This is a genomic window from Haloferula luteola, from assembly GCF_014201715.1.
Taxonomy (GTDB): domain Bacteria; phylum Verrucomicrobiota; class Verrucomicrobiia; order Verrucomicrobiales; family Akkermansiaceae; genus Haloferula; species Haloferula luteola.
The window spans coordinates 11771-33519 of record NZ_JACHFD010000034.1; the positions used below are offsets into that span (position 1 = coordinate 11771).

The 21749-nt window shown below is 59.1% G+C and carries 14 protein-coding genes; 7 read left to right on the plus strand and 7 right to left on the minus strand.

Features of this window, described 5'->3' with window-relative positions; all coding sequences use genetic code 11:
• Nucleotides 1-85: 85 nt before the first annotated feature.
• On the plus strand, nucleotides 86-5194 hold the full coding sequence (locus tag HNR46_RS19270) for a tetratricopeptide repeat protein (RefSeq protein ID WP_184022085.1): 5109 nt from the start codon (nucleotides 86-88) through the stop codon (nucleotides 5192-5194).
• A gap of 9 nt (nucleotides 5195-5203) precedes the next feature.
• Here HNR46_RS19270 and HNR46_RS19275 read toward each other — a convergent pair whose 3' ends face one another.
• The 3 genes from HNR46_RS19275 to HNR46_RS19285 form a co-directional block, all read right to left on the minus strand.
• Complete coding sequence (locus tag HNR46_RS19275; protein WP_184022087.1) at nucleotides 5204-7003, minus strand: chloride channel protein; 1800 nt, start codon at nucleotides 7001-7003, stop codon at nucleotides 5204-5206.
• Nucleotides 7004-7077: 74 nt separating this feature from the next.
• Nucleotides 7078-11220 carry a lamin tail domain-containing protein gene (locus HNR46_RS19280; RefSeq protein WP_184022089.1) on the minus strand — a complete coding sequence of 1381 codons (4143 nt, stop codon included), beginning with the start codon at nucleotides 11218-11220 and terminating at the stop codon, nucleotides 7078-7080.
• Between the two features lie 86 nt (nucleotides 11221-11306).
• Complete coding sequence (locus HNR46_RS19285; protein WP_221285292.1) at nucleotides 11307-12242, minus strand: oxygenase MpaB family protein; 936 nt, start codon at nucleotides 12240-12242, stop codon at nucleotides 11307-11309.
• A gap of 90 nt (nucleotides 12243-12332) precedes the next feature.
• Between HNR46_RS19285 and HNR46_RS19290 the strand changes: the two genes are divergently transcribed.
• Together HNR46_RS19290 and HNR46_RS19295 are read left to right on the plus strand one after the other, a co-directional pair.
• Nucleotides 12333-12773 carry a DUF5069 domain-containing protein gene (locus HNR46_RS19290; RefSeq protein ID WP_184022093.1) on the plus strand — a complete coding sequence of 147 codons (441 nt, stop codon included), beginning with the start codon at nucleotides 12333-12335 and terminating at the stop codon, nucleotides 12771-12773.
• A gap of 59 nt (nucleotides 12774-12832) precedes the next feature.
• Complete coding sequence (locus HNR46_RS19295) at nucleotides 12833-13777, plus strand: VPGUxxT family thioredoxin-like (seleno)protein, type 2 (protein WP_184022096.1); 945 nt, start codon at nucleotides 12833-12835, stop codon at nucleotides 13775-13777.
• 222 nt (nucleotides 13778-13999) lie between these two features.
• Here HNR46_RS19295 and HNR46_RS19300 read toward each other — a convergent pair whose 3' ends face one another.
• From HNR46_RS19300 to HNR46_RS19310, 3 genes are all read right to left on the minus strand, one after another.
• Nucleotides 14000-14347, minus strand: a complete 348-nt coding sequence (locus HNR46_RS19300) for a DUF3024 domain-containing protein (RefSeq protein ID WP_184022099.1) — start codon at nucleotides 14345-14347, stop codon at nucleotides 14000-14002.
• Nucleotides 14348-14438: 91 nt separating this feature from the next.
• Nucleotides 14439-14933, minus strand: a complete 495-nt coding sequence (locus HNR46_RS19305; RefSeq protein WP_184022102.1) for a PIN domain-containing protein — start codon at nucleotides 14931-14933, stop codon at nucleotides 14439-14441.
• Nucleotides 14934-14945: 12 nt separating this feature from the next.
• The gene (locus tag HNR46_RS19310) at nucleotides 14946-15317 is read right to left on the minus strand and encodes a helix-turn-helix domain-containing protein (RefSeq protein ID WP_184022105.1); all 372 of its coding nucleotides are present in this window, start codon (nucleotides 15315-15317) and stop codon (nucleotides 14946-14948) included.
• A gap of 410 nt (nucleotides 15318-15727) precedes the next feature.
• Between HNR46_RS19310 and HNR46_RS19315 the strand changes: the two genes are divergently transcribed.
• Complete coding sequence (locus HNR46_RS19315; protein ID WP_184022108.1) at nucleotides 15728-16384, plus strand: hypothetical protein; 657 nt, start codon at nucleotides 15728-15730, stop codon at nucleotides 16382-16384.
• Nucleotides 16385-16485: 101 nt separating this feature from the next.
• Here the strand turns inward: HNR46_RS19315 and HNR46_RS19320 are convergent, their stop codons facing one another.
• Nucleotides 16486-19368: an FG-GAP repeat domain-containing protein gene (locus HNR46_RS19320; RefSeq protein WP_184022111.1), complete on the minus strand. Its 2883-nt coding sequence runs from the start codon at nucleotides 19366-19368 to the stop codon at nucleotides 16486-16488.
• A 717-nt stretch (nucleotides 19369-20085) separates the two neighbouring features.
• Here HNR46_RS19320 and HNR46_RS19325 point away from each other — a divergent pair.
• From HNR46_RS19325 to HNR46_RS19335, 3 genes are all read left to right on the plus strand, one after another.
• Nucleotides 20086-20412, plus strand: coding sequence for a type II toxin-antitoxin system TacA family antitoxin (locus tag HNR46_RS19325; RefSeq protein ID WP_184022113.1), 327 nt, complete (start codon nucleotides 20086-20088; stop codon nucleotides 20410-20412).
• Nucleotides 20393-20914 carry a GNAT family N-acetyltransferase gene (locus HNR46_RS19330; RefSeq protein ID WP_184022115.1) on the plus strand — a complete coding sequence of 174 codons (522 nt, stop codon included), beginning with the start codon at nucleotides 20393-20395 and terminating at the stop codon, nucleotides 20912-20914. The genes HNR46_RS19325 and HNR46_RS19330 overlap by 20 nt, the downstream gene beginning before the upstream one ends.
• A 171-nt stretch (nucleotides 20915-21085) precedes the next feature.
• The gene (locus HNR46_RS19335) at nucleotides 21086-21439 is read left to right on the plus strand and encodes a hypothetical protein (RefSeq protein ID WP_184022117.1); all 354 of its coding nucleotides are present in this window, start codon (nucleotides 21086-21088) and stop codon (nucleotides 21437-21439) included.
• Nucleotides 21440-21749: the final 310 nt, after the last annotated feature.

Sequence of the window (21749 nt, forward strand, 5' to 3'; positions counted from 1 at the left end):
CCACACATTCCGATCTCGCACCTCATCATCCTCGACTCTTTCCTCTGGCCTTCCCTCCAGCTCCCCCAATCATGGATGAAACTTCATGCAAAATGCCGATTTCCCCCTCTCCGAGATCCATCTCAAAATCCTCAAAGGCCACATGCTCGATGCTTGGGACCAGGCTCAAGCCACCGGAATTTTGCTAACAGATTGGCCACACGGCGACGCACGCCGAGTCGCTGCGCGGCTCGCCAGATCCTTAGGGGATTCCCGGCTCGGTTTCGTCCTTGATGGACTCAATTGGCGTGCCGATCGTCAGAATCCTAAGTGGTTCTTCCATTCCCTGAACCTCCGCTCCGCTTGGCTCTCCATTCCTCAAAAGATTGAAGAGATTTCCAATCATCTCGAGGCTCCCAGAGTCATTTCCCCCACCGTTCAAGCCGACCTTCTCGCCATGCGGGGACACCAATACGCTTGCCTTCGAGACTTCTCTCCAGCTCACCGAGATCTCAATCTCGCCCTTGAGCTCGCGCCTCATCAGCCGTGGATTCACGTGATGCACTCTGCGGTGCTAGAGAAAGAGGACCGCTACGAAGATGCCTATTCGGCAGCAAAAGAAGCCATTGCCCTCCAGCCAAATTATGCCGCCGCCGTTTATCAACTCACGGACAATCTCATTCATTTAGGCCGTGATGAAGAGGCCATCCAAATCCTAGAAAGAGCGAGCTCCTCGACTCAGAATGCGGGGTTCCCCATCCGTCTCCAACTTCTCTACAGCGAACGCGAAGATCATCAGCGCGCCCTCGATTGCATCAGGATCGCCGAAGAGCGGTCCCCTTTGGCAAACGACTCTCTTAGAAAATGGTTCGCGGGACGTCGTGCAGACTTCTATCTCCTCGAAGGTGATACCGACCGCTGCATTGAGTGGAGCGAAAGGAACGGAAATTCCTACTATTTGCGAACAGCTCGAAAGCTCCTTGAGCCCGGGTTGAATCGTCGCAAACGAGTCCGTCTCGACGTCCCGTTCATCCGTCAGCATTCCATGACGTGTGCGCCTGCCACCCTCGCGTCTCTCGCAGCCTTTTGGAAGCGTCCCGTCGATCATCTAACCATTGCCGAGGCTATCTGCCATGAAGGGACTCCTTGGCACAAAGAACGCCACTGGGCCGAAGAGCATGGATTTCACACCGTAGAGTTCCGGCTTACCAACGAATCATTGCACGCTCTCATTGACCGAGGGGTGCCGTTCACCCTGTCCACTCAGGCCGCCACCAGTGCTCACCTCCAGGCGTGCATCGGATACGACGACCGAACGGGACTCATTCTCGTCCGAGATCCCACCGATCGCCACTATGGAGAAATGTCTCTTGACCAACTGATCAAGAATCACCCGATCAATGGCCCCAGAGGGATGGTCATGGTTCCTCGAGAAGAAAAGGCTCTACTCGATGGAATCATCCTCCCAGACTGCGCGCTTTACGACGCTTACCATGATCTCCTAGTCGTACTCGATAGCCACGAACGGCTCCCCGTCGAGGCTGCCATGGCAGCGCTCCGGGCGATCGGGGGCGATGCGCCACTGGTTCACGATGGAAGTGAGCGGGTGGCCACATGGAAAGACGATGCCAGTGCCGGATTGAATGCCATCGACCGACAACTTGCTTTCGCTCCCGATCACCCGCCAACCCTTCTTCGAAAGGCATCGACCCTTCAAAAACTCCGTCGCTGGCAGGATCTTCGCGACTTCCTTGAGGATATCGTCCGACAACCTCAAAGCGATCCGATCTTCAACTCAGAACTAGGTGAGTTGCTGATGGAAGACGCACGCCAGCTCCATCGCGCCGAGAGATTTCTACGTAAGGCGGTCCGCCAAAGAAAGTGGGATGCAGGGCCTTACTCCAGCCTCGCTTGGTGCCGGGCAAAACAACAAAGGCATGCTGAAGCCGCCGTCCTTCATCGCATCTCCGCGTGCCTCAACGCGAGCTTTGATCCTTATTCTCGTAATTATTTCAACTCATGCCGAATCGTCAGGCGTGAGGAGGAGGCCATCGAATTCCTCCGCGCCCGCACTCAACGCTTTGGGAATAAGTCGTCCGAAACTTGGATTCAGCTAGCGAACGCGCTCAACGACCTCAACCGACATGACGATGCGGCCGTCGTTCTACAGGAGGGCGCTGCAATATTCCCCGAGATGGGCGGATACGCTCTCAAATCAGGTGCCATGATGGCCACTTGGGGTGAACCTCATCGCTCCCAAGGCCTTGAATGGATGGAAGCGGCACGAGGCAAAACGCCTGAGCATGAGTGGCTAGCAGAAACCGCCCGAATTGCTGGCTACTTGGGAGACCGATCCAAGTCCATTCGGTGTTGGAAAAGCCTAACCGCCATGCAACCCCGCCGAATGGACGCATGGAGAGGGTTGGCAAGCCAGCTCGCCGATCTTGAGGGGCTCGACTCCACCCTCAAGCTTCTCGATCAAGCCACTAAAGATCATCCTGAGGTTCTCGAGCTTTGGACTCTCAAAGCTGAGTATCTAAAAGGAACCAAACGCGGACCCCTTGAAGCTCTCGATCACGCCCTCGATGGGGATCCAGGCAATCTGTGGGCACGGCGTGAACGAGCAATCTACTGGTTCGAGGCAGGAGAACCCCTACGAGCCCAAGCTGATGCTCAAGATGCTGTAGACCGGCACCCTTGGGATCCGAAAAGCTATGGAACTCTCGCTTGGCTCCAGGAAAGAGAAAACTCCAGAGAAGCAGCGGCTGAGAACTACCGCCATGCGATTCAATTGGACGTCGACTACACTTTTGCCGCGTACCGCCTGCTTTCCCTTTTCGAAGACCAGCAGGCGAAGCATCGCGAACTCGCCTTTCTCCGTTTGGAGATGGACCGCCAAGTTTCGAACGGCTCCATTCTTCTTCCCTATCAAGAGCTTGCATGGCCACTCCTCGAGCCTGCCGAGCTCCTCGATCAACTCCACACATTTTGTTCTCAAAGGCCTGATCTTTGGCAAACTTGGGCCGCGACCATCCATCATACACTCCAAATGGGTGACGACGACCTCGCACGCACCGCCGCCCTGGAACTTACCGAGCGTTTTCCTCTGCTTCCCCGCGCTTGGCTTGAGTTTGCAAAGGTCTATCGAGCCGCCCGTCAGCCCACAGAAGAAGTGAAAGCCACCGCTCGCGCGATAGAACTCTCACCCGGTTGGGATGACGCGGCCCGACAACATGCTGAGATTCTCGAAACCCTAGGAAGGACCCAGGATGCCGTTGAGGTCCTCACCAAAGCAGCGGAACTTGAGCCGCTCGAAGGTGCGAACCACGGCTGCCTTGCGGATCTTCTACACCGTCTGAATCGTACCGAACAGGCTCTCGATGTGCTTCTCGCCGGACTCCGTCTGTGCCCATTTTACGGTTGGGGTTGGAGTATGGCGTGTAAATGGGCTGGAAACCTTCAACGTCGCCAAGAAGTCATCGAGCTTCTTCAGTCGACCTCTCTTCAGAAGGACCATCACCCAAAATGGTGGCCGATCGCTGCAGATACTTGGATCGAACTAGGTGATTATGAGGCGGCGCTATCATCAGTTCAACAGGGTCTACTCTTGCAGCCCAAAAATGTCCTCCTCCGGGATAAACTCGCTCAAATCCATTTCCTACGGAAAGACAATGATCTCGCATTTGCCGCCTGCTCACGCATAGACGGAGAATCTGAGACTCCCATCAATCTTCGCGGTCGTCGCGCATGGATCTTCATCCACTCAGGCCAACCCTTGAAAGGCGCTGAAGAAATGAAGCTCCTTCTTCAGGAATCACCCAACAATTCTTGGGCGCTCGATGAGCTGGCGACTTTCTTCGAAGATCGTTCCGATTGGCAAGAACTCCGCGATCACTCCCAACGGTGGCTAAGAATCGATCCCCAAAACACCCGAGCACTCGCCTGTCTAGGGATTTCCGAACTCAACCTGAAGAACCTCAGCGGCGCCCGAACCGCCTATACACGCGCTCATGCCCTCGACCCTAGCTATTCATTTGTCGCCCGCCAACTTCTCCACCTCCAATTGGACGCACATGAGTTCGATGATGCAGCAGCTACCCTCGCGAGCCTCCGCCATTTTTCACCAAGCCCATGGAATACCAAAGACGCCATTGATCTCCAGCTTCGCCAAGGAGACCACCCCGCTGCCTTCCAACTTGCAGACTCACTCATCCAAGATTCGACTGCCAATTTCGAAGTGTTCAACGAAGTCGAAGACCTCTTTTCTAAACATCAACTGACCCATCGCTATCGGGCTTGGATTCGCAATGAGATAGGAACTCCTCCTATTGCCGCTCCTGGAGCCCTTGCCAACTGGATTGGAACCCTCACTCCTGCTCTTCTCCCAACGACGGGCTACAAGCGTCTGCTCAAAGAGCCCCTAGCATCTCCATCCCGGAACGAAGCGTGGCAAGCCCTTCTTCGCTACTGTACTGGAAGCAAACTGAAAAAAAAGACCCTCCTTTGGTCCAAACGTCACCGAGCAGAACTCCACACTCCTGCGGCGCTATGGGCCGCGACAGGCAGGGCATTTCTATCTTCAGGGCTTTGCAAAGCTGGAGTTGCTTGGATGGCCGATTGGAGATCCCGTCCAGACGATCTCGACACCTCCTCTTTCGTGAATCTAGCAGCCCTTTATGATTCCCATCCGGGAGACACTACGGAGCAATTCGATCATTCCTTAGAAGTCCGCCTTGAAGGCTTAAGACGCTTTCCGGAGGACGTCTGGCAAGCACAAGCCTTAAGAGCCGGGCTCGCACTCCAACTGGCCTGCAGTGGAAAAATCGAGGAGGCTCGCGAGCTTGTCAAAAACTTGGAGGAGGACCGCTGCACCGACTACTATTGCGGACTCGGAAACGGTGCTCGAGCAATCCTTGCAGCCTCCGATGGAAACGAATCCGAGGCGAGAAGACAGCTGGAACAGGCGCTTCAAAAATTCGGCAACACCGATCGTCTCGGAGCCTCTCGACACCGCCAAAGGCTCGTCCAAGCCGTCGCTTCTTCTTTGCCTTGGACCAAGGGTAGAGCGAGGGCCCTTCGAAAGCACTGGGACCTCACCCCCGAACCGCAGAAAAAGCCCCTATGGGAACGCGATATCAAACTTCCCGCTTGGGCGGTGGTCACCCTCGTCATTCTCCTCGCCCGGGCTTGCAGTCGCTTTCTCGAAATGAGCTAGGCGCGGAGTTCACACTTCTTCCGAAGCATTCTGCTGGCGCGCGATATCATTCAGCGTCAGCCAGCCGAGAAGCTTTTGCGCATCTGTGGCACTCACCACCGGAACCTGCTGGATATCACGGGCGATCATTCGATTCGCGGCATCGCGAATCGGCGTATCGATCGTCACGCTGATCAGTTTCTGCTCCCCCATCAGGGCTTCCACGCGATCGACCTCAGGATTTTCTTCCAACTCATGGAGCGTGATCACTCCGCGCAGTTGGTCCTCACCATCGAGCACCGGATAGGCATGGAATCGCTTCGCTTCCGCCTGGATCCGCTTCGTCGCTTCCACCGTCGGCTCCTCCGCTCGAATGATGAACGGCTCATGACTCATGATCACCTTCACCGGCAGCTTCCGATAGTCCCGCGCACCCCGATAGGCGGGCATCCGCCGGAGAGTCACCCCATCTTGAAGCAATAGGGCATTGTAGATGCTCACCGGCTGCAGCTTCTTCGCGATCTGCCACGCCAACATATTTCCCGCCATCAACGGAAGGATCAGCGAATAGTTCCCCGTCATCTCAAAAATGATGATCAGTGAGGTGAACGGACACCGCACCACCGCGGCAAACATTGCCCCCATCCCCAGCAACACACAGCCGCCGATCACCTTGGCATCGCTCGGGAACATCGGGATCCACTGCCCGAAATGCTGCAAATCGGACAGCCCCACCCCGATCAATGCCCCCAGCATCCCGCCAAGAAACAAGGTCGGCGAAAACAATCCCCCCGAGCCACCCGTCGCGTAGTTCAAAACCACCGCGAAAAACTTCATCACCAACAGCACCAGCAAAATGCCCACCGTGAGCTGGTTGTCGAAAGCGGCCACCAGACTGTCGTAGCCAATGCTAAAAATCGAGCTCCGGGCATTCCCCATGTTCTGGGTCAGAAAGTACGCTGCAATCCCCAAAATCCCGCACGACAACCCGCCTACCGCCGGCCGCATCCACGGGGGCAAAAACCGTCGCTCCTTGAACCACTCGCGAATTCCCAGAATGCCGCGCACGAAACCGTGCCCAATCAAACCCGACGCCACCCCCAGCGGCAAAGCGACCAACATCCACCAAGACGTGTGGTAGTCCTCCGCCAATTTTGCCGTGATCACCGGATCCTCACCCAACAAGCTCCGGGAGACTGCCGCGGCAACCACCACCGCCACCACCATCCCGCCGAGCGCCTTCATCGAAAAGTTGTCGAGCAACTCTTCGAACACAAAAGTCAATGCCGACAAAGGCGCATTGAATGCCGCCGCAATCCCCGCCGCCATCCCCACCGGTGCCATCGACTGCACCCGCGTGGGATCGCGAAATGCCCATCGTCCAATCCGCGAAGTGATCGCCGTGCTGATGTGCACCGTTGGCCCCTCCCGCCCCAAACTGTTGCCAAGCCCGACATACAGGGATCCGAGAATAAACCGCCAAATCCCCGTCCACCCGGAGATCTTACCACCCTTGTTGTAGTAGGCCTCCTTCGTTTGAGGAATGCCGCTCCCCGCCGAATTCGGGGAAAAGTACTGCACGCCGATGCCCACCAGCAATCCCGCCAAAGTTGGAGCCCCCAGCATGATCGCCACAAACCCCACCGTACTCTGGGATTTCGCGAGAGACCAAAGCCCCTCAAACATGTGGTGGATGGCGAAGTGAAAGGCAACGGCAGCAAGGCCACATAGGAGGCCTCCCAACACACAAAGGAAAAGAAACCGTTGTTCGTCGCTCAACTTCTTCCGCATCCAATCGGGCAAGCTGTAGCGTGGCTTTTCCTCATTCATAGGCGGACGCAGCCGGTAACACGCCCTCCGGTGGTTGACCAGCGGTGATGGGAAACTTTGTTTGTAGTGCCCCTTCAGCGCTCCGAAACCGCCAATCTCAAGAACTCCTGCATCCCCTCCACAGCGCTCTCCGAACGGAGAGTCACCCTCTCAAAGCCGTCGCCGTCACTCACGACGCTCACCTCCTCGCCAGACACCCCATTCCACGTGGACAGATCCTCTGAGCGCTCGATCGCATACTCCAACCGCCCCCGCTCGATCCGGCGGCGGAAAGTGAGCGCCAGGGCAGGCCCCTCGCTCGTCTCCACCCAGCTCCATTCCACTGCACCTGCCGAATCCGATGCCCGTGGATCGCGACCCAGCGCGAACTCCAACAGATTGGCCAAACCGTCGCCATCTGCATCCGCTTCCGGACCACCGAACATGTCATCCGCCAGTTCCTCAGTGGAAAACCACTCGCGGCTCCAACTCGCATAGCTCGGCTCCATGGGTTCACCCGTTCCTGGCGTCCCGTGCATCACCGCTCCCGCCACCCAATGCTCCGCCACCGCTGGATCCGGAGCCCCTTCCGGGTCGAGCAACACCAACGAAAACCCCTCTCCATCGGCAGCCGTTGGCCAGGGTGCCCGATCACCATAAGTCAGCGAAACCACCGGCGTGCTTCCCCCCCATGCCAATGCCAACGTTTCCCCACCATTGTTCAGAGCTCCCGTGAACTCTCCCGCCACCGGCAGACCCACTCCATAACGCGCCTCGAATGCCGCCGCGTTGCTCACCACCACCAAACGCTCACCCGGGCCCAATTCTCGGACCGATGCCGTGGCGAAATCAAAGACAATCCCATCACTGAACGCCAACGGACTGAGGTCGAGCGTCTCTCCCGGCGAGGCATTGAACAGCTCCACAAATTCGAACTCGCCGTCGTCCGTCGCCACCTCCAGCTCCGCACCGCTCGGATTGGCCGGATGATAGTGGATCTCAGAAATCACGAGCTTGCCCGTGTAGCTGGCCACATCCGCACCGCTGGCCACGAACTCGATCGGCTCGGACCAATGACTCGTCCGACCACTTTGGTCCTCATGCTGCACACGAACTCGATAGGTATGCCCGGGAATCACCGACGATACCGGAAACGCAAACTCGTCGACGAACGCCGTACTCTCTTCCTCATACTCCGCTTCCAGCTCATATCGCCGCGGCGTCCCTTCCACATACCCTTCCAGACCCGGCGCAGCGATCTCCGCCAAACGCCAACGCATCCCCCCGAAACTGCCATCCCCATTCGGATCGGAAAAGGCCCCACTCCGAAATCTCAGGTCCGTCACGGGAAACCCTTCCGTTCCGACAAACTCCAGAGTCGGACGCTCGGGGATCAAAGCATCCTGCGCCTCCAGGGACAAATATTCGAACCCATACCCCGCCGGCACACCATTTCCCGGCGACCAAGCCGTGCCCGGAAACGTATCGGTCGTGTAATCGAGCAGATGTCGCACGAAACCTTCATGGTCTCGGGAGACCAAGGTGCGCACGTAGTCGCCTCCCATACGACTATCCGTGAAAGGAGAATAATAGAAATTTCCTTTATGATTCGTCTGACCGGAATGCGAATTCGGGTCGCCCTGCGTTCGCGGGTGCTCGTTCCACATCGCCGCATCGAGATCCGCCCAGGTTAGTGCCTCTCCCGATGGATTCACCATCTGCGCATACTCATCGAGCAACTGGCCGATTTGCCCCCCACTCACCGAACGGTCCGACGCCATCAAATCGAGGATCTCCCGGCAGCGATTGCGAAACTCCAATGCCAATGCCGGGTGATTCAAAATCGAATTCTGCTGCCGGATCACCCCCGACTGATGGGTCTCAGCAATGAACATCATGTCCAAGTCCCACGGCATCACCACCCAGCGATCCATGGTCGGCTCGTGATAGAAATAGTGATTGAACCCAAATCGGAGGTCCACATTGCCCGTGAACCGATTCATCGCCCGCATCGAGTCGTAAACCTCCATATCCATCTGATCGCGCCACCAACTTTCCGTCTGCGCGCTCGCCGATGCCGCGTAGAAACGATCCCAATCCGCTCCGTTCACCTCCTGGGTGTCCCCCTGCTCCTTTTGGTCCCCGGCACCGTCTTCGATCTTGTAAACATTCCCGTCCTCCAGCCCACGGTCCTTCAGGAACGAACCATTCGGCTGCTCCACGGCCAAATAGAGTCCCCAAAGATCCCCTTCATACTGCGAGGTCGGACTGACCTCGACCGCATCGTCAATGATCCGCAGGGACAGGTAATGCGTTCGCGCACTTGGAACCCCTGCCATGCCATACAACCGAAACGACACGGCTTCATCCAACCCTGCCATGCCACGGTTGACCGCCGCCCACGGCGACGCACAGGCATTCAAATTCAGCTTACTCCAGGGAGAATCGTACTTTTGCCCCCAATCATCCCGCGCCGCCAATCTCCGTGCACGATTGAAGTGAAACCGCCATTTGTTTTTCCCTGAACGATAGGTCGAAACTTCCCCCCGATTCTCGAACCGGATGTGGTCATACACCACCCCATCGTAAACCAGCGTCCCGCGCATATGGACCCCATCGTAGGCACTCTCATATTGAGAGCGGGTCACATCCACTGATTTCGCCAGAAGTTGATAGACCGGAAGACGGTCCATCATTCCTGCCGGAAACGTTTCCGCCACTCTCGATGCCGAGAATGCCCCGCTCCAGCTCGGATAATCCCCGTAGACAAACCAGGCGAAATTCGGCTGTCCATCATCGGCATAAGGAACGGTAAGCCCATGACCCGCTCCATCGACCGCGGCAATCCGATACCGCATCAATCTCCGATGCGTCTGCATTTCACCGGGCACCGTCGCCGTGAAGACCCCATCTCCCGCGACTTCGTCCCCTTCCACCCCCTCGTCATTCATCTCCACCGAAGTCCATGATGACTCATACTCCGGATCTCCCAGACGAATGTAGCCTCCGGGATCGACCACCTGATACACCAAGTGCACCTCCGCCACCCCCTCGGAATCCGTCACCTTCGCAGTCACCACCACCGGATCACCCGGAGCCGGTTGAACCGGATCATGCGCCACCTGTCGAATCTGCGGAGGCACTTCCGTCGTGAAACTTGCATTCCGCGCCCCAGGTGTCGGCCTCCACGCTTCGTCACTCGCCGGACGGATCAATGCCAGATCGAAGCCAAGGTCGGAGCTGCTCAACGTGCCATTGAAAACCTGCACCGCCACCACATTGCGGCCCTCGATCAGGAACGACTTCGCATCCGCAATGGTGTCCTCATACCACTCACCCTCTGGATCGGAATCCGAGGCCGCCAAATCGTCGAAAGCGGGCTCGCTCGATCCCATATTCCGCTGAGCGACCCGATGGCCGTTGATCCAAATCAACACCCCATCATCCTTCGCATACCGCAGCTTCAGCTGCTCCGGCAACTCCCCCGGCTCGATCGTGAAATCCCGCCGCAGAAAGATACAAGAATACTGATTCCGCATCCCCGAGATCACCGTGTTGAACGATAAGCTGCCCGCCGACCCCGAGACCGAACCATACCCAATCGGCGCCTGAAACACCTGCCAACTAGCATCCTCCGCGAAACTTCTTTCACGCCATGCCGAGGCGGGCACCGAAGCCTCCGAACTTCCCGCCCGCCACTTCCATCCGTTCGCGGCTTCCCCGATGTAGGTCTGCTCGGTCATCGCCCCTGCGGCACCCGAGGTTCTCCACGACCCGCCCAAATCATTGTCCAGCTGGGGATGCATCAGCTCCATCGACCCGCCGCCTCCCCGTGCTCCCGTCGGCCATGGAAACCCCACGCCATAGTCAACTTCATCCACGACCTGACCCGCCGCATCTTCCAGAATCAATCGCTCCCCATCATTGCTCAATCCCTTTTCCCAAGGTCCCGCCGCCGCCACACCGAACACCGCCATCAGCGTTGCCGGATCTTCTCCCACCACCTCATACCCCCCCGCCGGAATCGTCGTGCCCGCTGGAAACACCCACTCGATCGCCTCCGTCAGCCGCCAGCCCGAAACATCCACCTCGGCCTCACCTCCATTGTAGAGCTCCACAAACTCCTCCCGGCTCGTCTCATCCGCGGGATCGTAGTGGATCTCATGAATCACCACCTGCCCCACCAGCGGCCCCACCAGCAACACGGGAAAAAGCAGACAAAATCGAAAATCGGGCATGACGATCAAACCAAGCAGCCTGCCTCCACGACCGGCCTATCCACCATCCCCTAATCCGGTAACTCACCCGACCACAAGTCACATTCTCATACCCCTCCATTCGGACGCCATCCACTCCGCTCCAATCGCTCAATTGCCACATCCTGAATCGGACTCTCCGGACCGATCGCCATCCGCAACGCTTTGAGAAATGCCCGCGTCACCGGTTGCAGCACCGCCTTTGGCCACGTTCGCAACCCAATCCGATCCTGCAACCCCTCCGGCAACGTCGCATATGCGGCGTGGAACAACAGCCGATATACCCTGCCAGCCACCCACGGCAGAGGAGGATTCTCCAACCACCTCAGCACTTCCCGCGTGCTCTCATTCACCACCAAATCCGCCTCGAATCCCTCGAGCGAACTCACCAAACCCGCTTCACTCAAGGGCGCATCCTCCAAACCCAACGGCACCACCGATCGAGCCCACAACCGCACATACGCATCCGCACCTCCAGGAATCGGTCGCGCCGAATAGGCTTGGTGGCATCGCAAAAACGAATCCGTAAAGGCGATATGCACCCACTTCAGCAACTCCGGATCCGACGCCCGATAGGACTTCTGAAGCCCATCGGCCCCCTCATAGCTCCCCTTAACCCGGCCGTGCATGCCCCTCACCCGGGCCGCCTCCTTCATCACCCCCTCACGCGAGGCAAAGGTCGTGATGGTCAACCATTGGATGGTCCCCGCCAGACGCCCCAAAGGATCCGCCTCATACCGTGAATGATCCCGCACCCCAGCCAAACTTCCCGGATGCAAGGCCTGCATCAACAAAGCCCGAACCCCTCCCACCAAGGTCGCCAGATCCTCATGCACCACCCAGGGAGCCTCATTCGGCTCATAAAAGCCCGGCCCCTCACCCTCTGCCACCACCCCCAACCACGGCGGAGTGCCGCTCGGATCGCCACACAACAGGGCCCGAAACCGCCGACCCATCGATTTCTGAAATACTCCGATCATCTCGCCCCCCCGAATCGAGCGCATTTCCGCGCCGACGCAAAGCGATTCATTTCCCACCAAAAAACCTGCCAACCCCGCCTTGCTCCCTCGCTCGTCAAGACCGACCCTAACGCCATGCCCACCACCATTCCTGGCCTGCGCAGCCCCTCGGAAACCGTTGGAGAACTCGTCTACTTCGGCCGCATGCTCGATAAGATCCGCCTCCACGCCGCCGGCCAGCTGCCTCCAGATTGGGTCGTGGCCCTCGGCAATGCCTACCCCACCACCTTCGACTCTCGCACCTGCCGCTTCCTCGGCATCGACTACGACGCCCTCACCGCCCAAACCCTCAAAGGAGGCACCGACGAAGACATCCTCGCCTGGGCCTTTGAAGTCGGTCGCCGTCCCAGCAACGAAGAACTCGAAATGTGGAATGCCTTCCTCCTCAAACGCGGCTGGCGCGATTCCGGCACCCCGACCCTTCATCAGCGCCTCGCCGACGCCGGCCTCCCTCCTGGCACCGTCGAAACCATGTTTGAGTTCCTCGATCTCGACGAAGGGCGCCTCGAACTCTGACATCCCCTTCGCCGCCCCACCCAAATGGAATAAACCGCGGCGTCACGCGTCCCAGACTCATGCGCTGGAACCTTCTCTTGCTGGTCGCCGCCAACCTCGGCCTGGCCGCCTGCTCATCCACGGCCGAAGATCCAGGCGCCGCCGTCGAAGCCGGTAAAGTCGATTGGCAACGCGACTTCGACGCCGCCCTCGCCGATGCCGACCGCACCGGCAAACCAGTGTTTCTTCTCTTCCAGGAAGTCCCCGGCTGCTCCGGCTGCAAACAATTCGGTCGAGATGTCCTCGGTGATGATCGCCTCGTCCGGCTCATCGAATCCGAATTCATCCCCGTCCTCATCCGCAACAATGTCGAAGGGAAGGAAGGGAAAATTCGCGACCGCTACCAAGAGCCTGCCTGGAACTACCAAGTCGTCCGCTTTCTTGACGCCCGAGGCGGCGACCTCATCCCACGCAAAGACCGTGTCTGGACCACCGAAGAACTGGCTCCGCGCATGATCGCCGCACTCGAAAAATCCAACCGTCCGGTTCCGGAATCCCTCTCCCTTCTCGCCGCCGGGAATCCACCTGCCGAGGCCACCTTCGCCACCGGTTGCTTCTGGAGCGGCGAAGAAAAACTCGGCCGCATCCCCGGCGTCCTCACCACTGAAGTCGGCTACATCGGTGATCACGAAGTCGTCCACCTCCAGTACGACGCCTCCCGGCTCTCCGTGGTCGATCTCATCCAAGCCGCCCGCGCCGCCGACTGTGCCGACCTCATCTGGCTCCCCTCCAGCGATCGCCGCGCCGGCACCCAGCGGCTTGACCCCTCCGACTTTCACCGCGCACCTGCCAGCGACCAAAAGCGCATGCTTCACGGCTCTCCACTGGAGAAAATCAACCTCACCCCAGAACAATCCACCCAAGTCAACGCCTGGCTCCGCAAGGACTCCCAGAAAGCCCTCGACTTCCTCACCTTTGCCCAGCGCCGCTATCTTGAGCGCATCCAGCCCTCACCCCACCCTTGAGCACCCTCTCCTCGGTCTCCGCCGAGCAGTAGAAGGCCGCGAGAAGGGAGGGCAGGGTCCTGAGAGTTGCGAAGCCTGTCCAGGTAGAATCGGAACGGGAGGAACTTGAAGTCGCCCGGCTCTGGTGCCAGATTCGCGCGGGTTGGGAAATCTCAGCTGGCAGTGGGCGACGGGGAAGTCTTCGTCGCCCTCTGTTTTTGGGGACCTGCCGAGCTGCTGACGCTACCCCCAGAAGCACCCGTGCTCGTCCTCGTCCACGACAGCCAAGAACTCCTCGAAGAACACTGCCTCCGAGTGGGGTTCGTAGCCGTGCCATTTGAGGTCCGCCCTCTGCCAGAAGATCCGCCACCGGTTCACCGTGCGGACGTAGGTCGTCTTGGCGAAGGGATGCTCCATCTTGCGGCTCTTGTCGTTCCACACCGGCCGGATCTCGAACAGCTCCACGCTCTGCCCCTCGACGCGGTAGCCGAGATCGAGCTTGTCGCGGATTTCCTCGGGTGGCCGACGGCGCGCAAGGAAATCGGCCATCGCGGCCTCGATGTCGGATCGTTCCTGAGTGGTGAATGCCATCGCTCGTGCCGACCTAGGAACGACCTCTCCTAGAGATCAAGTCCAATGTCGCTGGCCACCTGCCACGCGAAGGCTGGCAGGTGGCCAGCCCCTAGATGATGCTCGGCACCGGGCGGCCGAGGTTCGCTCTGATCTCGAGCAACCGTTGCCCGACCAACCCACCGTTGAGGGAATACAGGTTGGCGAGAAACTTCGACGGATGCAGTGCCTGCACTCCCCACGGTTCCAATGCGCTTTCCGGAAAGTCTTTCAGGTTGAAGGTCACCACGACCTCACAACGGGCACGGATCGCCGCAGCGAGAACGTGCCGGTCCTTGGGATCGTTGGTCACGCAGGATTCGATGGGCTCGTATCCTTCCACCAGAGCCTCAGGAAAGTGCGCGACCAACTGTTCGCGCCGGTAGGTCACAAGCTCCTCGGGCCAACCCAACTTCTCCAAGAGCGTGCGCCCGGTCTCCTCCAGGATCCGCTCGCTCCAATGCGGCAGGTAGAGCCGCGGAGTCTCCGCCAGCCGCAGCAGCAAGTCCGACACCCGCTGATTGGCGAGCACGCACGCATCGAGAACGACCGGGAAATCCGCATTCATGGAGGCCGTCGCTCAGTAGAGACCGGCCTCTTGGGCCTTGCGCGCCATCTCGTCGAGCGCTTCCCGGCGTCCACGGTCGCGGAGGCGCTGATACTCCATGAGATCCTTCAGCCGAATCCGCCGGTGTGCCCCTACCTTGTGGAAGGGAAGCTCACCCGACTCCACCAGCTTGATCAAATGAGGCCTCGACACCCCGAGGATATTGGCCGCCGCCTGCGTGGTCAGTTCCTGCGTTTCGGGCACCAGGGAGATGACCTTGCCTTCCTGCAGCGCCGTCGCGACCCGCACCAGCAGGTCGTAGATCGGCCACTTGCCGGGACCTCCGACCGCGTAGATCAGCTTCGCATTCATCGCGTCCGCTGCTTCGATGGAGACGATCGCCAACTTCCCATTGGACAGCTGGGCCAGTGCTGCCGGTTTCCCGACATGGTTTGCTTGTGTATGATCTCCGTTTGCCAAGTGTCGCCAGGCATCTGCGTCAGGCGAAGGACCGCGACAGCCGAGCGGGAGGAAAAGGAAATGTGCGGGTGGCTCTCGCCGTCGAATTCGAGGGAGGTCGATCCGGGGACACCCGTGCGGTCCATCACCTTGATCACCCAACCATCTTTGGACCGGCGAGCGACCTTCAGGCAACGGTTGCTGTCGTCGTAGCTGATCACAGGGATCCCCTCAGAAGTAGGGGCCGCGCAACGGCTTTTCCGTATAAGCTGTTAGGCTGGTTTGAGAAGGTGAGGTGTTCGGTGGTTCAGAGGGTGAGATAGGCTCGGCCGGTTTCCCAGTCCTCGGAGATCTCCATGTGGAGAGCGGTGACGAGGCGTCGGACCGAGGCCTCGTTTGGGAACAGGCTGGCGACGCGGGGGATGTGTGCCTGGGCGTTCTGCTGGGAGGAGGCGATTCCGGAGTATCTACATACGGAAGCACTGGAGCGCTGGGCTGTTGGAAGCCTCTCAAGATCTGACGAAATCCTGGAGCTTCAGGAACGGTTGGCTCGCCGTATCCAAGAACTTGGCATTGAGGTAATTTCACCGGTTGAGGAGGTCCTTCGAACTTCGTCGCAGATCACGTACACGTGCCCGCACTGCGGAGAAGAGAAGACCGCTGAGGCATCACTACTTCTTCAATGGTCGGGTCATTGCCACTCCTGCTCAAAGATCGTCGGCAACCAGCAGAAGCGCCGAGAGTGGTGGGAGAAAGTCAAGGAATGGTGCGAGCATCGCCAGTGCACTCTCCTGTCTGAGTTTCAGGATGATGACCGAGGCCCCCTTTCCTCTGAGAGGTTCTTCTTTTTGGATGAAGCCAGCCTCCTACGTTCATCGCTTGTCTTCACCGTTGCACGGCCGATAAGGCAACCGCTCAAGGATCGAACCATGCTCGCCATCGAGGACTCACCGCAAATAATTCGCGCTCGACTTGATCTTCATTTTCCACCGAACCAGCGCGACTCGGAGTAGCGCTTAGACGCAGACCTAGTACCCGGCGCGAAGCCGTCCATTGCTGAAAGCTTGTCAGTGAATGTTATAGACGACTCGGCGAGGCCGAAGGTCTGAAGCCTTCATTCTGGAGCATCCGCACTGAACCGGTGGAACCGTGTTGGTTCCGCGTAGATGTCAGGATAGGGAATGCGCCAGGTCAGCGTTTCCCACAAGGGATAGGCTGGGTCGACAGTGATCGTCGGTGGCTCAGCGACCGTGACCCAAGCAGCCAGATCACTGCTTCGCTCAAGGTCAACCGGATGGACCAAACCGCCGGGTTGCCGGGGCCGTGAAATAGAGGCGGATGCGGCGAAGGGTGAGCGTGAGTAGTAATCGAAGCGGGACATTGGGGGTGCCATCATCTCCATGTCGGGGCTGTCCGGTCGGGTGCCATCCAAATACTCGAAGGCATTCAGCTTCCCATCCCGATCCGGATCGTCGTCTGCGCCGACCTCCGTTAGACCGAATGTGGCGATCCATTCTTCAAAAGGCGGCAGAGGCTTCAGGTTCTCGTGCATGAACACCTCAACCGTTTGAGTAAACTCCGACGCCGAGATGACGTCGGGGAATGTGTCTCCGTCCAAATCGGCAGCATCTAGGAACGTCGTGATTCCCCGCGGGTCCGCCAGAGCTACCGGGAGCGCAAAAGTTCCGTCCCCATTCGACTGGAGCCACTCCACCTTCGTAGATCCCATGGGATTTCCAAGCAGGTCGGTCGCCAGCCCTCCGGCGGTGATGATGTCCACGTAGCCATCTTGGTCAAAATCCACCGCCGTGGCTTTGCTGACCGGCGAGTAGAGTGCGACGGCCACAGCAGCCTCGGACGGCGCGCTGCCGTCGCCGATCAACCGAATCGTCGGGGCGGGATTGCCGAGCATATCGGTCTCCCCCGGGATCACGAGGGCGAACCCTGGCCCCGACGCGGTGAAGCAGGCATAGAGTAGGTCCGCCTGCAGATACTGGGAGCCCGGCACCAGATCGGAACCGATGTAGGGAAGTTCCTTGGTTAGCGGTTCAAGCGAGAAGCCCACAGAGGTGTTGCGATGGAGCGTGACCCTGTTTCCCAAGGCGGAAGGAATCGACACGACATCGAAATCCCCGTCTCCATCTACATCGACGATCTTCGTGTTGTCGAGGTCCGGCCAGCGGGTGCCTCCGGGAATCCATCCCCCGAGCAGTCCCCCGTTCGAATCCAATCCTTGGACGAATCCCGCCAAGCTGATCATGCGGCGTCGCCAAGTGGACTGCAGGCCCCGGTTCTCATACCAGGAAATGGTGGCACTGACGCCTTCGAGAACGAGCAGGTCGATGTCTCCGTCGGAATCAAAGTCCGCGTGACCAAGTACCCGCGTTGGCGCGGTCGGGGTGCCGGATTGGGTGAAGATGGTTCCACCGGAAACTGACTGGATCTCCCCCGCTGCTCCCGTAGTCGTTCTCCGCCAGAAGATCCCCTCGTCGCGGGAAATGATGGCGTCATCCAACCCGTCAACCGTCAGATCGACCAGATAGATCTCCGCCGGCACCTCCGGCTGAAACGGAAAACCTGCACTCAGGTTTGTCGTCTCGTCTACAGACCCGGGAACAACCGTCGCTGCGAAAACCGACTTCAGGACAGCAAGGTCGGGAAGCGAGTCAGCGTTCATCTGCCCCAGTGCCAGCGCCGAGACCGGGTGCTGGAGTACTATCGGGAAATCCCCGGGCAACTCGGCATCAAGCGGATCCTGCCGTAGTGTCGTCCTCGAGCCGACGCCCGCCAGTGTGGTGGGATTTCCCAGCAAGTCGTAGATCGGCACGGACGGTACGCTCGACAGCAAGACCGAGCCGGACCCGTCCGGCAGGACCTTCGCCCGGGGGGCTGAGATCGAATCGTCGATTGGTTTGAGCTGAAGCGACGTCGCAGGTCCGGAGTCATCCAAGAGAAGCAGACGTCCTGACTCGGGCACGTTGCTCCAATTCGCAGCCTCTAGGATCACTTCCTGCGTTCCATCGCCGTCAAAGTCAGCTGCCGCGACGGTGCTGAACGAGTAGCTGTAGCCCGGCCCGATGGGAAATCGTTCCAGCTCTGTCCACTCGTCGCCGAGACGCTGGTCCACCCGGAGCACCGTCTGGACTGTGACTGGCGACGTCGACTGATCCACTTCGAGATCGATCGCGAGCCGCTCAGGCGGAGCAACCCCGTCCAGCTCGACCAAATTCCGTGGCAACTCAGGCCCATCCTCGAACCGTGCGAGCTCCGAGGGAGTCCGGCCACTGCCAAATCCAATGATCGCTTTGTAGCTCTGGCTGCCAATCGAACCGCTGATGGACAACGTCGGAGACCCACCATGAAGCCAGGCCGGCTCGATTTCCACCCGGGTTGAGCTGAGACCCGTGTCGGGTAGTTCAACACAGGTGGACGCCTCCGTGCCGAAAGAAAACACGATCCGACCCGGGGTATAGGCGGATGCAGATTGAAGCTCGCCGTATGTCGGTCCAGCCAGCAGGAGATCATCTGATCCGTTACCATCGAAGTCAGCCACGCCGATTTTTCCAGCCAGCGCACTGCTCCCGGGTGGCAAAGCGAAAACGAGATCGGGTCCCAAGCTCGGGTCGCTGGCCCGCCCCGAGGACGTCCAGACCAAGGCCAAATCGCCCTCCAAAAGGAGCAAGTCAGCACCTGGCGACCCATCCAGCTCAGCGAGCAGAAGCCGCGCGGAAACCGATGCTGTCATCTCACGGACGAGTATAGGAAGGCCCGACGTCGGGGACGCACCCAAGCTCAGCGATGCGCGGACCAGCCGGTGGGAAGTGGTATCGAAGCCCACGAGGTCAATCCCGCCGTCCCCCTCCCAGTCAATCAGGAGGGACTCCCCCAGATTCACGGCATTGTTGATGTCGTGCCCCGGGCCGAGCGCATGAATCTGAGCCCCTGCCGGAACGGCAGCTAGGGCGATCACGGAAACAGAGAGACGGAGCAAGCTCATCGGCGCCAAAGGCTGAAACCTCAGGGTAGCATGGGCGAGGTCAAAGACTCGGTGTTGTCGCGCTCCATTCAGCTACTTTGCGATCGGGTTTGAAATTCAACACCGATCCGCCAGCGACATCCTCAGGAGATCTACTCCATTGTCCCCCACTCACCTCTTGATCCCCTGCCTCAGTCTGGCAGAGCGGGGACGATGGACACCCCCGCCATGGCCGCGACGGAAACGGGCTCAAACACCCCCGATCCGCGACAGAGATCGGTCGGATTTCCAACAGATTTCAAACAACCGGACCGTCAACGATCCGCCACGATGCGTCATGTCCAGAACCCCGAAACGCAAAGATGCCCATGAAAGCCCAGAAAAAGAAAATTCCGGTCCCAAGGGACCGGATGGTCGGGCTGGGAGGAGCCCCCTTTTCCTTCGTCTGTATTCGATTTCATCATCGTTGGTTTGCCTTTGGTTCCGGCCGACCACTCAGGGCAATCCCTAGCGACACGGGCCGTTTCATGGAATCCTCATGGATGCGACAGAACCTGTCGCGGTCGCACCTATTCACCCCATCCGGGATGTCTCCAAAGGTCTCCATCGTTCCTTTGTCTGCCATACCGACACCGCCCATCAAGGGTGGATTTCCCGGACCAGACCCTGAATCGAATGGTGCATTTGTGGCACCATAAAAACATTGCGACATTCCTGCTTCCGATGCATGCTTGCCTCATGAAACCGAAGGGGGCAGTTGCAAAGTCAACCAAGAGGGGTCGACCATCCGGGCCGGCCAAGAAGCGGATCAATACCCGCTTTCCCGAAGATCTGGCGGACAAGATCGAGTATGCCGCAGCGCTTCGTGGAGTTGCCGTCGCCTCGTTCATCCAAGAGGCGGTGGCGGAGCAGGCTGACCGTGTCATCGAGGCTGAGTCGCGCTGGAAACTCACACGCGACCAAGCCGCGGCTGTTGCCGGAATGATCGCCCAACCACCCAAGCCCACGAAGAAGATGCTGGAGGCCGCCAAGCTCGCGTCGCGCCATGTCGTCCTACGCGATTGAGCTCCTGTCTTCCGCTCACGACCGGGCCGGCTTCAGCAGCGGACTCGATTCGGTGGACCGCTATTTCAGGGAAACCTCCCGTGGCCATCTCGAGAAGGGTGTGAGCATCACCCGGGTCCTGGTGGATGCGGATGCAGTCCCGCCGAAACCCGTTCTCGGGTTCTTCACGCTCTCGGGCATCCTCGTTGAGGCAAAACCCTGGCCCGGAGCGCCGAAAGGATTGCCGAAACAGGCGGTCCCCGCCGTCTTGCTCGGGCGTCTTGCCGTTGCAACCGGGCACCAGGGAAAAGGGCTCGGCTCCATGCTTGTAGCCACCGCCCGCCAACTGGCGCAGGAGACGATCACCCGGACCGGCGGGATCGGCTTAGTTGTCGATGCTGCCCACGAACAGGCTGCGGAGTTCTACTCGCAATTTGGCTTCAAGCCGGTTTCGCCCGGGAGTCTCCGACTGTTCCTCCCGACCAAGTCTCTGGAGGGAGGACCGGCGATTCCGACAGAATAGCGACAGCTTCAAAAGGACCTTCTTCCTACGAGAATCTACCTGATCCTAATAGGAAGTGGTCGGGCGGGCGTGACTGAAATGCGAACCCACTTCGGGATCAAGTGCGTTTTAGGGGTGCCGTTGCCCCAGTACAATCTGGCTCCCTTCGTGGCAACCCCGTTCCGTTTTACCTTGAACTCGCAAGGGGATGCGGCGGGGCCAGTCGTCGATGCCGACGAGGATTCGGGGCCTCGCCACCCGATTTGCAAGGTGCTGAAATGGGAGCAACGCTTGCAGTCCGAAAACAGCCTCACGCGCGCCCAACTTGCTCGTGAAGAAGGCACTACGAAAGCCTATGTCACGCAAATGCTGCGGCTGACCCATCTGCCGGAAGAAGCGCGGCAATATCTGTCCGCCTTGCGTTCTGCCGAGACGATTCGGTCTTTCAGCCTGCGGCGCTTGGCGATGGTGGCGAAACTGCCCGCCGACCGCCGGGGAGCAGCGTTTGACTCCATGAAGATGATTTCCAGCCGGAGCGGGTGCTGATTCGTGCGGTTTGGAAGCCTTGGCACATCGGCAGATCCGCCGGTGTGCCTGCATGGCATGAATCATTCGATGCACACCGGACTAAGTGGCGCGGAAAATGGGTTTATTCGCTCCCCCCAAAAAAATCGGTTGCATCCGCGACGTGGGCGGGAGCCCGCCATGACCGCCTTATGCGGCGGGGTAAGAAGCCCAATCAGGAAGCCCAATGGCTCGTCTGGAGCGTCCCCCTGAAGAGTTGGACAGACAATAAGGAGCTCGAGGAGCGACGGACAAAGGTCCCCTATCAGACGAAGTCGGGGACTTTGTTCGG